This is a genomic window from Massilia agri (assembly GCF_024753255.1).
Lineage (GTDB): Bacteria > Pseudomonadota > Gammaproteobacteria > Burkholderiales > Burkholderiaceae_D > Telluria > Telluria agri.
Window position 1 is genome coordinate 214,767 of sequence record NZ_JANUHA010000002.1, and the last position, 14,012, is coordinate 228,778.

The 14,012-nt window shown below is 66.2% G+C and carries 12 protein-coding genes; 10 read left to right on the forward strand and 2 right to left on the reverse strand.

What is annotated here, in order from left to right; all coding sequences use genetic code 11:
- Positions 1 to 44 precede the first annotated feature (44 nt).
- Positions 45 to 1,211, reverse strand: coding sequence for a methionine adenosyltransferase (gene metK / locus NX780_RS03990; protein ID WP_258826557.1), 1,167 nt, complete (start codon positions 1,209 to 1,211; stop codon positions 45 to 47).
- Between the two features lie 199 nt (positions 1,212 to 1,410).
- On the opposite strand from metK, the gene NX780_RS03995 reads away from it, so the two are divergent.
- Genes NX780_RS03995 through dapF form a run of 3 tightly spaced genes read left to right on the forward strand, consistent with a single transcriptional unit; the run spans position 1,411 to position 4,030 of the window.
- A complete protein-coding gene (locus NX780_RS03995; RefSeq protein WP_258826558.1) occupies positions 1,411 to 2,262 on the forward strand; it encodes a lysophospholipid acyltransferase family protein in 852 nt (283 codons plus the stop codon).
- Positions 2,259 to 3,122 (forward strand): LpxL/LpxP family acyltransferase, encoded by an 864-nt coding sequence (locus NX780_RS04000; protein ID WP_258826559.1) that lies wholly within the window; start codon positions 2,259 to 2,261, stop codon positions 3,120 to 3,122. The genes NX780_RS03995 and NX780_RS04000 overlap by 4 nt, the downstream gene beginning before the upstream one ends.
- A gap of 56 nt (positions 3,123 to 3,178) precedes the next feature.
- Positions 3,179 to 4,030 carry a diaminopimelate epimerase gene (dapF, locus tag NX780_RS04005; protein ID WP_258826560.1) on the forward strand — a complete coding sequence of 284 codons (852 nt, stop codon included), beginning with the start codon at positions 3,179 to 3,181 and terminating at the stop codon, positions 4,028 to 4,030.
- 129 nt (positions 4,031 to 4,159) lie between these two features.
- On the opposite strand, the gene NX780_RS04010 is transcribed toward dapF, so the two are convergent.
- On the reverse strand, positions 4,160 to 5,782 hold the full coding sequence (locus NX780_RS04010; protein ID WP_258826561.1) for an SEL1-like repeat protein: 1,623 nt from the start codon (positions 5,780 to 5,782) through the stop codon (positions 4,160 to 4,162).
- Between the two features lie 456 nt (positions 5,783 to 6,238).
- Here NX780_RS04010 and NX780_RS04015 point away from each other — a divergent pair, with 456 nt between their 5' ends.
- The 7 genes from NX780_RS04015 (at position 6,239) to NX780_RS04045 (ending at position 13,987) form a co-directional block, all read left to right on the forward strand.
- Positions 6,239 to 7,288 carry a porin gene (locus NX780_RS04015; protein ID WP_258826562.1) on the forward strand — a complete coding sequence of 350 codons (1,050 nt, stop codon included), beginning with the start codon at positions 6,239 to 6,241 and terminating at the stop codon, positions 7,286 to 7,288.
- Positions 7,289 to 7,515: 227 nt separating this feature from the next.
- Positions 7,516 to 8,796, forward strand: a complete 1,281-nt coding sequence (locus tag NX780_RS04020) for a porin (protein ID WP_258826563.1) — start codon at positions 7,516 to 7,518, stop codon at positions 8,794 to 8,796.
- Between the two features lie 129 nt (positions 8,797 to 8,925).
- The gene (locus NX780_RS04025; RefSeq protein WP_258826564.1) at positions 8,926 to 9,591 is read left to right on the forward strand and encodes a DUF484 family protein; all 666 of its coding nucleotides are present in this window, start codon (positions 8,926 to 8,928) and stop codon (positions 9,589 to 9,591) included.
- A 2-nt stretch (positions 9,592 to 9,593) separates the two neighbouring features.
- Positions 9,594 to 10,535 (forward strand): tyrosine recombinase XerC, encoded by a 942-nt coding sequence (gene xerC / locus NX780_RS04030; RefSeq protein WP_258826565.1) that lies wholly within the window; start codon positions 9,594 to 9,596, stop codon positions 10,533 to 10,535.
- A gap of 149 nt (positions 10,536 to 10,684) precedes the next feature.
- Positions 10,685 to 11,752, forward strand: a complete 1,068-nt coding sequence (locus tag NX780_RS04035) for a CobW family GTP-binding protein (protein ID WP_258826566.1) — start codon at positions 10,685 to 10,687, stop codon at positions 11,750 to 11,752.
- A 233-nt stretch (positions 11,753 to 11,985) separates the two neighbouring features.
- Positions 11,986 to 12,438 (forward strand): RNA polymerase-binding protein DksA, encoded by a 453-nt coding sequence (gene dksA / locus NX780_RS04040; RefSeq protein ID WP_258826567.1) that lies wholly within the window; start codon positions 11,986 to 11,988, stop codon positions 12,436 to 12,438.
- Between the two features lie 256 nt (positions 12,439 to 12,694).
- Positions 12,695 to 13,987 (forward strand): STAS domain-containing protein, encoded by a 1,293-nt coding sequence (locus tag NX780_RS04045; RefSeq protein ID WP_258826568.1) that lies wholly within the window; start codon positions 12,695 to 12,697, stop codon positions 13,985 to 13,987.
- Positions 13,988 to 14,012: the final 25 nt, after the last annotated feature.

Here is a 14,012-nt window from a genome sequence, read left to right on the forward strand (position 1 = left end):
GCCCCGACCCGGAACCGTGGGGCTCCGGGTGGGCATGGCAGAACTCAGGCGAGGCCGGCTTCGGCGCGCAGCAGCGCCGCCTTGTCGGTGCGCTCCCAGGTGAACTCCGGCTCTTCGCGGCCGAAGTGGCCGTAGGCCGCGGTCTTGGCGTAGATCGGGCGCAGCAGGTCGAGCATCTGGACGATGCCTTTCGGGCGCAGGTCGAAGTGTTCCATCACCAGCTGGGCGATCTTCTCGTCGGAGATGACGCCGGTGCCTTCGGTATACACGGTGATGTTGATCGGACGGGCCACGCCGATCGCGTAGCTGACCTGCACCTGGCACTGGCGCGCCAGGCCGGCGGCGACGATGTTCTTGGCGACGTAGCGCGCGGCGTAGGCTGCCGAGCGGTCGACCTTCGAAGGATCCTTGCCCGAGAAGGCGCCGCCGCCGTGCGGAGCTGCGCCGCCGTAGGTGTCGACGATGATCTTGCGGCCGGTCAGGCCGCAGTCGCCCTGCGGGCCGCCGATGACGAAGCGGCCGGTCGGGTTGACCAGGAACTTGGTGTCCTGCAGCCACTCGCGCGGCAGGGTCGGCTTGATGATTTCTTCGATGACCGCTTCCTCGATCTGCGAGTGGGTCACGTCCGGGTGGTGCTGGGTGGAGAGCACGACGGTGTCCACGGAGACCGGGCGACCGTCGACGTAGCGCAGGGTGACCTGCGACTTGGCGTCCGGGCGCAGCCATGGCAGACGGCCATCCTTGCGCAGCTGCGACTGGCGCTCGACCAGGCGGTGCGAGTAATAGATAGCGGCCGGCATCAGTTCCGGGGTCTCGTCGCAGGCATAGCCGAACATCAGGCCCTGGTCGCCAGCGCCCTGGTCGAGGTCGATACCGGCGCCTTCGTCCACGCCCTGGGCGATGTCGGGCGACTGCTTGTCGTAGGCGACCAGCACGGCGCAGCCCTTGTAGTCGATGCCGTAGTCGGTGTTGTCGTAGCCGATGCGCTTGATGGTGTTGCGTGCGACCGTGATGTAGTCGACGTTGGCGTGGGTGGTGATTTCACCCGCCAGCACCACCAGGCCGGTGTTGCACAGGGTTTCGGCGGCGACGCGCGCGCGCGGATCCTGTTCCAGGATGGCGTCGAGGATGGCGTCGGAAATCTGGTCGGCGACCTTGTCGGGATGGCCTTCCGAAACCGATTCGGAAGTGAAGAGATAGTCGTTGGACATGTAGGCTCCAGTTACTGCTGTGAGGGCGATGTTTTAAAAATGTGCCGCAGCAACGGTTGCCTGCGACGCTTTAGCGACATTTATATTCCGCTTCGCAAGTTGTCTATTAACTCGGCGGATCCTGCATTAAGTGGTATTTTACGCTTCCTTCGAGAATTTTGCTCTACCACGCCCCGCGCGTTCAACCCTGATCAATAGCATGTTAGTTTATTTATTCCGTGCACTATCGGTATTTCCATTGCCGTTTTTGCATGCCTTAGGCGCGGCCCTCGGCTGGCTCGTCTATCTCCTGTCCGGCTCCTACCGCCGCCGCCTGCGCGCCAACCTGGCCCAGGCCGGCTATGAACAGCACCTGAATGCCGCAGTCGCCGAAGCCGGCAAGGCCATCATCGAGCTGGCCTTCGTCTGGTGCGCCGACCCCAAGCGCGTCGCCCGCCACGCCAGCGTGGAGAACTGGGAACTGGTGCAGGAACGCCTCGACGCCGGCCGCGGCATTGTGTTCTTGACGCCACACTTGGGTTGTTTCGAGATGACGGCCCAGCAAATCGCCCTGCAGACGGCACTGACCGTCATGTACCGTCCGCCGAAGAAGAGCGCGCTGAAACCCCTGGTCGAGGGCGCCCGCGCCCGCCACAACCTGAAACTCGCCCCGGCGACCCTGTCCGGCGTGCGCATCCTGGCCAAGACCCTCAAGAGCGGCGAGCCGATCGGCCTGCTGCCCGACCAGGTGCCGCAGGAAGGCGAAGGCGTGTGGGCCCCATGGTTCGGCCGCACCGCCTACACCATGACCCTGCCGGCCAAGCTGGCCCAGCTGGGCAAGGCCGACATCCTGCTGGTCTATGCCGAGCGCTTGCCAAAGGGCCGCGGCTACGTCGTGCGCTTCGTGCCCTTCGAGGGCAGCCTGGAAGGCAGCGCCAGCGAACAGGCGGCGTCGATCAACCGCGCCATGGAGCAGCTGATCGCACGCTGCCCAGCGCAGTATTTCTGGAGCTATAACCGCTACAAGCAGCCGGAAGGCGTGAGCGGTCCGGAGAGCGAGGTCGCGGCATGAGGCTACTGCTCGGTTTCCTGTGGCTGCTGCATTTCCTGCCGCTGCCTATCCTCGGGCGCCTCGGCGAAGCGGTCGGCAGCCTGATGTTCCTGATCCTCGGCAAGCGCCGCCGCATCGCCCTGACCAATCTGCGCCTGTGCATGCCGGAAAAGTCGGATGCAGAGCGCCACGCCATCGCGAAGCAGCACTTCCGCGCCTACGCGCGCAGCATCTTCGAGCGCTCGATCCTGTGGTGGGCGCCGGAAGAGCGCGTGCGCAGCTACATCCACGTGGAGCCGGCGGTGCCGCAGGCCGAGATGGAATCTGGCCCGACCATCCTGCTGTGCCCGCACTTCGTCTGCCTGGACGTGGCCGGGGTGGCCTCGCGCGTGATCCCGGTGTGCAGCATGTACGTGCCGCAGAAGAACGAGGCCTTCGACAAGCTGCTGCGCCACGGCCGCGAACGCTACGGCCCGGTGCGCCTGGTGACGCGCAAGGAAGGCATCAAGCCCATCCTGCGCGCCCTGCGTGACGGCCTGCCCTACTTCATGCTGCCGGACATGGACTTCGGCGAAAAAGATGCGGAGTTCGTGCCCTTCTTCGGCATCCCCGCCGCCACCCTCACCGCCCTGGGCCGCATCGCGGCGACCACCGGCGCCAAGGTGATTCCCGTGATCGCCACCTATCTGCCGAACTACCAAGGCTGGCGTGTGCGTTTCTACCCGGCGTGGGAGAATTATCCGGGCGACGACATGGTCGAAGCGACCCGCCGCATGAACGCCTTCATCGAGGACCGCGTGCGCGAGGCGCCGGCGGAGTACTTCTGGACGCATAAACGCTTCAAGACCCGTCCGGCGGGCGAGCCGTCCTTCTATGATTAAGCTGCGCCAATCCAGTATGGATTTGCATTCGCAGAACTGAACCAGCTTTTGAACCCATGAAACTGAAATTCACCAAGATGCACGGCGCCGGCAACGATTTCATCGTCGTGGACGCCATCCACCAGGACGTGAGCCTGACTGCGGAACAATGGCGCAAGCTGGCCGACCGCCGCTTCGGCATCGGCGCCGATCAGATCCTGGTGGTCGAACGCCCGGTCACCGAAGGCGTCGATTTCCGCTACCGCATCTTCAACAACGATGGCGGCGAAGTGGAACAATGCGGCAACGGCGCCCGCGCCTTTGCCCGCTTCGTCAGCGACAAGGGGCTCTCAAAAGAGAGCAGCATCCGCGTCGAAACCATGAAAGGCATCATCGCCCCGCGCCTCGAGCTGGATGGCAGCGTGACGGTGGACATGGGCGCGCCGCGCCTTGATCCAGCAGAGGTGCCCTTCGACAGCGCAGGCCTGGACGGCCGAATCGAGGGCGAGGACACCAACTGGCCGCTGCCGGTCGACGGCAAGACCGTCTTCGTGTCGGTCGTCTCGATGGGCAATCCGCATGCGGTGCAGGTGGTCGACGACGTCGATACCGCGCCGGTGGAAACGATGGGGCCGGCAATCGAAACGCATCCGCGCTTCCCGAAAAAGGTGAATGCCGGCTTCATGCAGGTGGTCGACCGCAAGCACGTGAAGTTGCGCGTGTTCGAGCGCGGCGCCGGCGAAACCCTGGCCTGCGGCACCGGCGCCTGTGCCGCCGTCGTGGCCGGCATCCGCCGCGGCCTGCTCGATTCGCCGGTGCGCGTCTCCGCCAGGGGCGGCGAACTGAGCATCGCCTGGGGCGGGCCTGGCGAGCCGGTCTACCTCAGCGGTCCGGCAGTCACCGTGTTCGAAGGCGAAGTCGAGATCTGAGCAGTCAATCCGGCATTCAAACAGGGAGTGGCTTGAACAAGGGCCTGGAAGTCGGCCCGGCGCGTCGGTTCCGCGTCGCCGACAAGGGGAAAGCCCGCTAGCCCTGTTACGAGATCCGGCGTGGCCCGCTCAGGCGGCCAGGCCGATCTCCTCCGCTGGCGCCTCGCTGCTGTCCTTGCCTGCTCCCAGCAAGGTGCGCAACCGGTAAAGCCGCTGCCGGTAATTCCCCTCCGGCCCCGAGGGCCCGCAATCGATCTGCTCGAACAGCCGCCCGATGCGGTCCAGCGCGATGCGCTCCTGCGCCGTCTCGACCAGCACCAGGCGCCGCTTGCTGCGGCCGTAGCTGGCGCGGATGTCGATCACCAGGCAGTGGCCCTGGTCGGCTGTCGGCACGTCGAGCAGCAGCGCCTCGGCGCGCGACAGATTAAACAGGGCGGCCAGTTCCAGGCGTGCCGCGAGCAAGGGATGGGCAGGTACGGCTCCCCGGGGGGCCGCATCGCGCGGCCCATTGCGCTGGCTGGCCTGGTAGCTGGCGAACAGCTTCCCGGTCTCGAGATAGGGCGGCGTGGACAGGCGCGGGGCGATCTTGCGCAGCAGCGCGGCTGCGGCGCCCGAACCCTGGGCGGCCGCCTTCTGCAGCCAGTAGGCCGCGCGCACGTCGTTGTTCTCGTTTTCACGGCGCGCGCGCCAGGCATTGTTGCCGCATTCGAGCTGGGCGTCGGCATAGCCCATCTCGGCGGCGCGCTCGAGGTGGCGCTGGGCGTCGGCCACATTGCGCTGCGAGAATTCCGGCTTGATATAGATGCGCGACAGCGCATACCAGGCTTCCGGCAGGCCCTGCTCGCCCGCCAAGGTCAGCCAGCGGATCGCCTTTTTGAAATTGGCGGCCCCGCCGGCGCCGGCAATGCGGCGTCCGTCGATGCCCATGCGCGCGCAGCGCAGGCCCATGGCCAGCTGGGCGTGGCGGTCGTGTTCGGCTGCGGCGAGTTCCCAGAAGCACAGCGGTTCGCCGGGCGCCGGTGCCGGGCCATGGCGGCCGTCGAGCAGGCGCGCCACCCGCGACAGCAGGGTGATGTCGCCGGGCGCCAGGCGCTGCAACTGGCCGCGGCTGGAGGCGGCCGCCACCAGCGCCCGCGCCAGCGGCAGGGCGCGCGCCAGGTAGTCGTCCCAGTGGCCGGCCTCCCAGGCCTGTTCGAGCACGGCGGCCTGGGCTTCGGCGACGCCGTTGTCGGCGGCGCGCCGCAGCCAGCCCTGGCTGGCCGCCGCCGGCCTGCCGGTGGAAGGCGCGGCGGCATCGGCCCGGGCCTGGCGCGTCGGCGCGGCAGCCAGCTCGCGCCGGCGCGCCAGCAGCCACTGGGCCGCGGGAAAGCCCGCGCGCGCCGCATCCTCGAGGGCGCGCTGCGCCTTGCCGTGCTGTGGAGCCGGCGCGACACCGGTATCGATGGTCTCCAGCACGAGCTGGGCGAATACCAGCCCGGCGTGCACGCTGCCGTCGTCGTAGGCGCGTTCGTACCAGGGCGCGAGCGCTTGCGCGCTGCCCTGTGCGAGTTCCAGCGGAATGTGGTCGCCGATCAGCTGCCAGGCCTGCTGGCAGTCCTGGCGCGCCGCCCGCTCCAGCCAGTGCAGGGCGGTCGGCAGGCTTTGCGGCAGGCCGGCACTGCCGAACAGGTAGAGCTTGCCCAGCGCGAGCTGGGCAGCGGCCTGCCCGGCGCGGGCATTGCGGATGATCGCCAGTTCTTCGCGGTTAGCCATTCTGATTCATGGGTATGGGTTCGGTACGCGGCGCGGCGGCGGGAGCGGCGAAATCGCCGGGGCGACCGGGCAGCGCAGCGATGGCCATGCCCAAAGTTGCCAATATACAAGAAATCAATATTCGTCGCCGACACGCACGCAATGTGACGCAGAGTCTAAGCCGCGACTGGTGGCGTTCCTCTTGCAATTCCGGACTTCCTTGAGGCGGCGCAAACCAACTATTTGCCGAACTCGACTGTAGCCCTGAAGCAATTTGTTACATCTTTTTGACACGCGTTTCAAAAATACAACAGCACGATTGGATTTATTGGCTTTCGGCCAAGTCACCCCTTCATAATTGACAAAACCGACAATCTTGACGACTCAAGCATTTAAGGTGCAGCTTATCCGGGCATTCAGCACACGAGCCTCAATGCCAAGGATGACGCTAAAGACTTAAGAAAAGGAATACGAACAATGAAACACTCCCTCATGGCCGTCGCACTGCTCGGCGCATTCGCCGGCGTGGCCCATGCACAAACCTCGGTTCAAATCTACGGCACCATCGACGCTGGCCTGATCAAGCGCAGCGGCCAGAGCCTGAACATCGGCAAGCGTGCCTCGAACACCCTGGGTTTCAAGGGCACTGAAGAGCTGGGCAATGGCCTCAAGGCACTGTTCCAACTGGAAATGCGCTACGAGCCGGACACCGGCACCAATGAAATCGGCGGCAACGGCACCCAGCGTCCGCTGTTCCAGGGCCAGAGCCGCGTCGGCCTGCAGGGCGACTTCGGTATGGTCCGCATCGGTCGCGGCCTGACCCCGTTCCACGAAACCGTGGGCGCCTTCGAACCCTTCCACGCTTCGCCGAGCCCGGCCGGCTTCTGGACCGACATCGCCGTCGCAGGCTACAGCTCGCAGCCGCTGGACGTTGCCGGCTACTCGAACAACCGCTTCTCGAACGCGGTCTGGTACAACTCGCCGGTCACCAGCGGCTTCCAGCTGAACGCAGCGATCGCCACCAAGGAAGGCGGCGGCGGCGCAGCCATCATCGGCCGCGGCACCGCAGCCAACCCGCAGTTCCCGGTGGGCGCACAGGCATCGGCCAACCCGTACTCGATCACCGGCACCTACAACAACGGTCCGCTGGCCTTCATGGGCGCCTACGAGCGCAACGCCATCGAATCGAAGGTCTGGTCGATCGGCGCATCGGTCGCCGCCACCCCGGAACTGAAGCTGATGGCCCTGTACTCGAAGCAGGACCAGGAAGAAAACCGCCTGATCAATCCGGATACCAAGGCATGGGTCGTGGGCGCGAACTACACCATGGGCCCGGGCAAGTTCCTGGCCGGTTATGGCCAGAAGGACCAGGACGGCCTGGAAAAGGTCAAGCAGCTGTCGCTGGGCTACGAGTACAGCCTGTCGAAGCGCACCTACCTCTACGTGGACGCATCGCGCAAGAAGGGCCTGACCTCCCAGCCGACCACCGTCAACCACTACGACGTGGGCGTGAACCACTCGTTCTAAGCTGAACGTCACCAGGGCGGGCCACAGGGCCTGCCCTCGCACAGGGGCGGACATGGACAACCATGTCCGCCCCTGTTGTTTTCACCCAGCGCTTCTGTAGTTTTTCAGCAACGCCAGCCATGAGGGCTGCATCACGCATGAGGAGAGTCTGTACAGTGCGCAGAAGCAATGGCATATTGCCAAGACGAGTTAACAAACGCTCGTTCGCAAAATAACATGGAGACGCAATGAAGAAGAGTATCCTGGCCGCGCTGCTCGGCACCTGTTTCGCAACCTCGGCCTTCGCGCAGACCAGCGTGCAGATCTACGGTATCGCCGATGCCGGCGTGATGTGGCAGAAAGGCGGCCCGACCAAGATCTACAGCGGCGGCGCCGACGGCTCGCGCATCGGTTTCAAAGGCACCGAAGACCTCGGCAACGGCTACAAGGCGATCTTCAACCTGGAAGCCCGTGTCGAACTCGACACCGGCACCCAGCAGCCGACCCTGATGAACGACAATCCGGGCACCTACCTGCTGCGCGGCATGAATGGCATCCCGCAGGCCATCCTCGATCGCCTGCAGACCACGATCCAGCCGCCGGGCGGCCCGGCCGTCAACCAGGAACGCGCGCTGTTCGACCGCACCGCGATGGTCGGCCTGATCACCCCGGTCGGCGCCATCCTGCTGGGCCGCATGTACACCCCGGGCTATGAAGTCTTCAACAAGGCCGACACCTTCGAGTCGGGCACCGGCGGCACCTGGGGCCACATCACCGGCGGCACCGCGGGCTTCACCGCGCTGGGCGCCGACATCCGCTCGCAGGAAGCCATCCAGTACCGCATCGCGCTGCCGAACGGCATCGGCGCCTCGGTCATGTACGGCCCGAAAGGTTCGGGCTACCTGGGCCGCTACAACAAGTTCCGCGCCGGCGCCGTCACCTATACCGCCAACGGCTTCGACGTCGGCATCGGCTACAACCACGGCTACGACCAGCTGAACCGCCCAAGCCTGCGCACCACCACCGTGGGCGGCTCCTATGCTCCGAACGACACCTGGAAGTTCTTCGCCGGCTTCCACAGCCAGCGCAACAGCAACTCGGTGCTGATGGCCGACTACACCGCCGGCTGGAACCAGGCCGTGGTCCCGGTCCTGACCCAACAGGGCATCCCGGCGGCCAACCAGAACTTCCTGCGCAACATCTTCCTCACCGCGCTGAGCAAGAACACCCAGCAGGACGCCAACAGCTACCAGGTCGGCGCGCACTACAAGATCGGCAGCGGCCGCATCATGGCCCAGTACGCGCACCAGAACGACCGTACCGAAACCAACAGCGACGCCAACCTGTACGCGCTGGGCTACGACCACTTCCTGTCGAAGCGCACCGACCTGTACACCGTCGTGTCCTTCATCAAGAACGATGGCCTGGCACAGTACTCGCCGGGTACCTCGGGCAACCCGGGCGGCTTCACCGAGACGCCGGGAGCAGACGGCCGCGCGCTGCAGATCGGCATCCGCCACCGCTTCTGATCCGGCGAGGCCGGCCACACGAGACGCCCTGCGGGGCGTCTTTTTTTATGTTCCCGGGTCGTAGCCCGATGCCGTGCGGCGGTCGGGTAAAATGACACTTTGATGTCCCTCCACTTCCATCGAGCATTCATGACCACTGACGTACTCGACGCCAACGCCGTCGCCCAATACCTCATCGACCACCCGCAGTTCTTCGAAGAGCACGCCGGCCTGCTGGGCGAAGTCAAGCTGTCGAGCCCGCTGACCGGCCGCGCCGTGTCGCTGCAGGAACGCCAGATGGAAGTCATGCGCGACAAGTACCGCGTGCTAGAACTGCGCCTGGCCGAACTGACCCGCCGCGCCGAGGAAAACCACGCGATCGCCAACCGCTTCCATGCCTGGAACCAGGCCCTGCTCGCCTCGGAAGGCGGCGCCGCGATGGCGCGCGACCTGGTCGATGCGCTGCGCACCGAATTCATGGTCCCGCAAGTCACCCTGCGCCTGTGGAACCTGGCCCCGGAATACGCCGGGACCTGGTTCACCGAGGGCGTGTCGGACGACGCGCGCCTGTTCGCCGCCAGCCTGCGCGCGCCCTACTGCGGCCTGAACAACGACTTCGAGGCGGTGCGCTGGCTCGACGACCCGGCCTCGGTGCGTTCGACGGTCCTGATGCCGCTCGTGGCGGGCGGCAAGACCTTCGGCCTGCTGGTGCTGGGCGCCCCGAACGACGACCGCTTCACCGCGACGATGGCGACCGACTTCCTGGTCCACATCGCCGCCACCGCCAGCACCGCGCTGGCGCCGCTGCGCGCCTGACCATGCCTGGTGCGGACAGCCGGGACGACTGGCCGGCGCGCTACCTCGGCGAGCTGGCGACCCAGCGCCAGCTGTCGCCGCACACCGTCGCCGCCTACCGGCGGGACCTGGAGGAGCTGGCCCGACTTGCCGGCCACGCCGACTGGTCGCGACTGTCCCACCACGATATCCGCCGCTTCGCGGCCAAGCTGCACGCCAGCGGCCAGTCGGCGCGTTCGATCGCGCGCAAGCTGTCCGGCTGGCGCGGCTTCTATGAATGGCTGTCGCGGCAGATAGCGCTGGCGGCCAACCCGGTCGATGGCGTGCGCGCCCCGCGCCGGCCCAAGACCCTGCCGAAGGCCCTGTCGGTCGACGACGCGGTGCAGCTGATGGAAGCGAACCGCCACGGCCATCCGGAGCCGGCCGAACTGTGCGACCGCGCCATGTTCGAGCTGCTGTATTCAAGCGGCCTGCGGGTCTCGGAACTCACCGGCCTCGACATGGTCTATACCGAAGGCGGCAATGGTGTTCCCGCCTCGCTCGGCTGGCTCGATGCCCAGGCCGGCGAAGTCGTGGTCACAGGCAAGGGCGGCAAGATGCGGCGGGTGCCCGTCGGCGGCCCGGCGCGCGACGCCTTGCAGGCCTGGCTGGCCGTGCGGCCTGCCGCGCGCGATGGCAGCGCCGCGCTTTTCCTGTCGGCGCGCGGCGTGCGCATCACGCCGCGGGTGGTGCAGGCGCGGCTGAAAGCCCATGCCTTGCGCGCGGGCACGCTGGTGCATGTGCATCCGCACGTCCTGCGCCACTCCTTCGCCTCGCACGTGCTGCAGTCCTCGGGCGATCTGCGCGCGGTGCAGGAGCTGCTCGGCCATGCCAGCATCACCTCGACCCAGGTGTATACGGCGCTCGACTTCCAGCACCTGGCCGCGGTGTACGACAAGGCCCATCCGCGCGCAAAGAGCAAATAGCCAAAAAGGCGAAATCGGTGAAGGGAGTCCGCCACACCGGATTGAAGTGCGTCAAGACACTGCACGGTTGATGGTGGTGTTGAAAGAAATCCGGCATAATCCCCCGATTCTCCGGCCCCAGCACGGGCCCAACCGGACGCACAGCGAATATGGAACCCATCCCGAGCACCATCCTGACCGGCTTCCTCGGCGCAGGCAAGACCACCCTTCTCAACCGCATCCTGCACGAGGAGCACGGCCTGCGCATCGCCGTCATCGAGAACGAATTTGGCCAGGAAAACATCGACAACGAGATCCTGGTGCGCGACACCGGCGAGCAGATCGTCGAGATGAACAATGGCTGCATCTGCTGCACCGTGCGCGGCGACCTGATCGTGGCGCTGAACAACCTGGCGCAGAAGCGCGCCGCCGGCGAAATCGCCTTCGACCGCGTGGTGATCGAGACCACCGGCCTGGCCAACCCCGGCCCGGTGGCCCAGACCTTCTTCGTGGACGAGGAAGTGGGCGCTAACTACATGCTCGACGCCGTGGTGACCGTGGTCGACGCGCGCCACGCCATGATGCAGCTGGACCAGCACGAGGAAGCCCAGCGCCAGGTGGGCTTCGCCGACAAGATCCTGCTCTCGAAGACCGACCTGGTCGACGCCGCCGCGGTCGAGGCATTGAAGACGCGCCTGCACCGCATCAATCCGCGCGCCCCGATCGCCACGAGCGACTTCGGCCGCGCGCCGATCTCGGACGTGCTGGACCTGCGCGGCTTCAACCTGAACGACAAGCTGGAGATCGATCCGGACTTCCTGCGCGCCGACGAGCACGATCACGCGCACGACCACGATCATGAACACGGCGAGCACTGCGGCCACGACCACGCCCACGGCGAAGCCTGCAGCCACCACGACCATCACCATAGCCACCACACCGACGACATCGCCGCCTTCGTGTTCAAGAGCGAACGCGCCTTCGATCCGGAGCGCCTCGACCAGTTCCTGGGCAGCATGGTGCAGGTCTTCGGCCCGCAGATGCTGCGCTACAAGGGTGTGCTGTCGATGGCGGGCGCCGACCGCAAGGTCGTGTTCCAAGGCGTGCATCAAATCATGGGCAGCGACCTGGGCGCAAAGTGGATCGACGGCGAACCTCGCGCCAGTAAAATGGTCTTTATTGGTAAAAATTTACCAAAAGACGTATTTATCGCCGGACTCGAACAGTGTTTGGTATAAACTACATCAGTTTTACGGGCACGCCCGGGCTCGTTTGACGGCCTGCCACGGAGTTGGCGGGACGGGCGGCGGCAGCAGCCGCATCCGGGCAACCCCATCTCGTCCAGGGTGGGGAGCAGGCAGTGAAGGACGGCGGTCGCCGTCCGGGCAGCAGCTCTCGCACGCACCTGTTGCAAAAGTGCTATTGCCGAGTTAGCTGCTAAAATGAAAACCTCTGTCGTATCGAAGGCATCATGACTAAAACAACGAAACCGAATACCGCCGCGCAGCTCGAAGAACGCCTTCTGACGGAAGAAGAAATTCGGGCGATGAGCGACGACGACTACATGAATCCGGCCCAGCTGGCGTTCTTCCGTAACCGCCTGCAGGAGCTCGAGAAGGAACTGTTGAAGAACGCCGGCGAAACCACCGAGCACCTGCGCGAAACCGTGCTGGTCCCGGACCCGGCCGACCGCGCCACCATCGAAGAAGAACACGCGCTGGAACTGCGCACCCGCGACCGCGAGCGCAAGCTGCTCAAGAAGGTCCAGCAGTCGCTTGCCGCCATCGAGGCCGGCGAGTACGGCTGGTGCGAGGAAACCGGCGAACCGATCGGCATCCCGCGCCTGATCGCCCGTCCGACCGCGACCCTGTCGCTGGAAGCCCAGCAACGCCGCGAACTGAAGCAGAAGCTGTACGGCGACTGATTCCGGTCTGCTCCACGAAAAGGCATGCGTCCCAAACGCATGCCTTTTTTGTTTCCTACTGCCACAATCCTCAAGTCGATGTTTCGCGTGCTTTACGTGTTTTTACGTGCCAACCATGCATACCTTTTTATTTCCCATCGGATACACTAGTGCATGCATGCCGGGCGCCGCATGGCGCAGGCGTGCGCGCAGGACGCATCCAGCGCAGCCGTGCTACCGTTCTGCACGCTGACTCCTTCATCCTCTACTATCGACCATGGGGCTGTTCTCCTTCCTGAAGAAAAAGAACGACGCGCCGGCCGACGACATCCTCGTCATGCCGGACTCGCGCCTGCGCGCGGGCGAGCCCTCGCGCCTCGACAGTGAAGCAGAGCGCGAACGCCAGCGCGCCATCGCACGCGCCACCGCCGCCAAGATCGACGAGATCGAGCTGGCCATGGCCTCCGACATCTTCGACGACGAGCCGGCCTGGGGCAGCGCGCGCCGTCCCGCGGCCGCGAATGCGCCCGTCATGTCCCCGCCCGAGCCGGAAGAAGCGCTCGAGGCCCCCGTCCCGCCCGCCAGCGCGCCGGCGGTCGAGGAAAGCGCCATCCTGTATGCCAATGGCCAGGCCGCAGCCGCGGAAAGCCTGCTGCGCGACAGCCTGCAGGACTTCGGCCGCGGCGAGCGCCTGCCCTGGTGGATGCTGTTCGACCTCTACCAGGCCACCGGGCGTGAAGCGGACTTCGAAAGCCTCGCGATCGACTACGCCAGCCATTTCGAAACCTCGCCGCCGGCCTGGCAACCCCTGCTGCCGGTCGAGGCGCCTGCCCTTGGCGCCGGCGTCGCCGCCAGCGAGGCCTTCGGCGCCGTGCTCGACAGCGGCGCCGCACCGCGCCTGCAGCGCCTGCTCGCTTCCAGCGCGCCCCTCGTCCGGATCGACCTGGGCGCCGTGCGCAGCGTCACACCGGAGGGCTGCGCCGGCCTGCTGTCCGCCCTGCAGGCGCTGCGCAAGGAAGGACGCGAGCTTGTGCTGGCCGGCGCCGACACCCTCCTCGGCGCGCTGCGCCCGATGCTGGTCGTGGGCGACCGCAGCGCCGGCGAAGCGCCCTGGCTGCTGCTGCTCGAACTGCTGCTGCTCTCGAACCGCGAGAAGGATTTCGAAGAGTCGGCGATGGATTACTGCGTCACCTTCGAAGTCTCGCCGCCCTCCTTCGAGACGCCCAGGCGCGTCAGCACCGCCGCGCCGGCCCCGGTGAAGGGCGACCGCTTCCTGCTGCCGCCGGTGGCGGGCGGCCCCAGCGCCGCGCTGCTGGACGCGGTCGACGCCTATGCCGAGGGACGCGAACTGCTGGTGCTGGACTGCTCGCGCCTGGCGCGCATGGATTACGCTTGCGCGACCGCCCTGCAGTCGCGCCTGCATGCGCATGCCGCCCAGGGGCGCGACATCGAGCTGCGCGAATTGAACCACCTCGTCGCAGCCCTGCTGCGGCTGCTCGGCTTCGCCCAGGACGGCGCAGCGGGCGACGTCAAAACCGGCGCCATCCGCCTGTATCCGCACCGCTACTGAGTCTTTCCCGGCCCCACACCGGTCG

Excerpts from the sequence above, each read along its gene's own strand:
- metK (WP_258826557.1), bottom strand. The coding sequence starts at position 1,211 with ATGTCCAACGACTATCTCTTCACTTCCGAATCGGTTTCGGAAGGCCAT.
- NX780_RS03995 (WP_258826558.1), top strand. The coding sequence starts at position 1,411 with ATGTTAGTTTATTTATTCCGTGCACTATCGGTATTTCCATTGCCGTTT.
- NX780_RS04000 (WP_258826559.1), top strand. The coding sequence starts at position 2,259 with ATGAGGCTACTGCTCGGTTTCCTGTGGCTGCTGCATTTCCTGCCGCTG.
- dapF (WP_258826560.1), top strand. The coding sequence starts at position 3,179 with ATGAAACTGAAATTCACCAAGATGCACGGCGCCGGCAACGATTTCATC.
- NX780_RS04010 (WP_258826561.1), bottom strand. The coding sequence starts at position 5,782 with ATGGCTAACCGCGAAGAACTGGCGATCATCCGCAATGCCCGCGCCGGG.
- NX780_RS04015 (WP_258826562.1), top strand. The coding sequence starts at position 6,239 with ATGAAACACTCCCTCATGGCCGTCGCACTGCTCGGCGCATTCGCCGGC.
- NX780_RS04020 (WP_258826563.1), top strand. The coding sequence starts at position 7,516 with ATGAAGAAGAGTATCCTGGCCGCGCTGCTCGGCACCTGTTTCGCAACC.
- NX780_RS04025 (WP_258826564.1), top strand. The coding sequence starts at position 8,926 with ATGACCACTGACGTACTCGACGCCAACGCCGTCGCCCAATACCTCATC.
- xerC (WP_258826565.1), top strand. The coding sequence starts at position 9,594 with ATGCCTGGTGCGGACAGCCGGGACGACTGGCCGGCGCGCTACCTCGGC.
- NX780_RS04035 (WP_258826566.1), top strand. The coding sequence starts at position 10,685 with ATGGAACCCATCCCGAGCACCATCCTGACCGGCTTCCTCGGCGCAGGC.
- dksA (WP_258826567.1), top strand. The coding sequence starts at position 11,986 with ATGACTAAAACAACGAAACCGAATACCGCCGCGCAGCTCGAAGAACGC.
- NX780_RS04045 (WP_258826568.1), top strand. The coding sequence starts at position 12,695 with ATGGGGCTGTTCTCCTTCCTGAAGAAAAAGAACGACGCGCCGGCCGAC.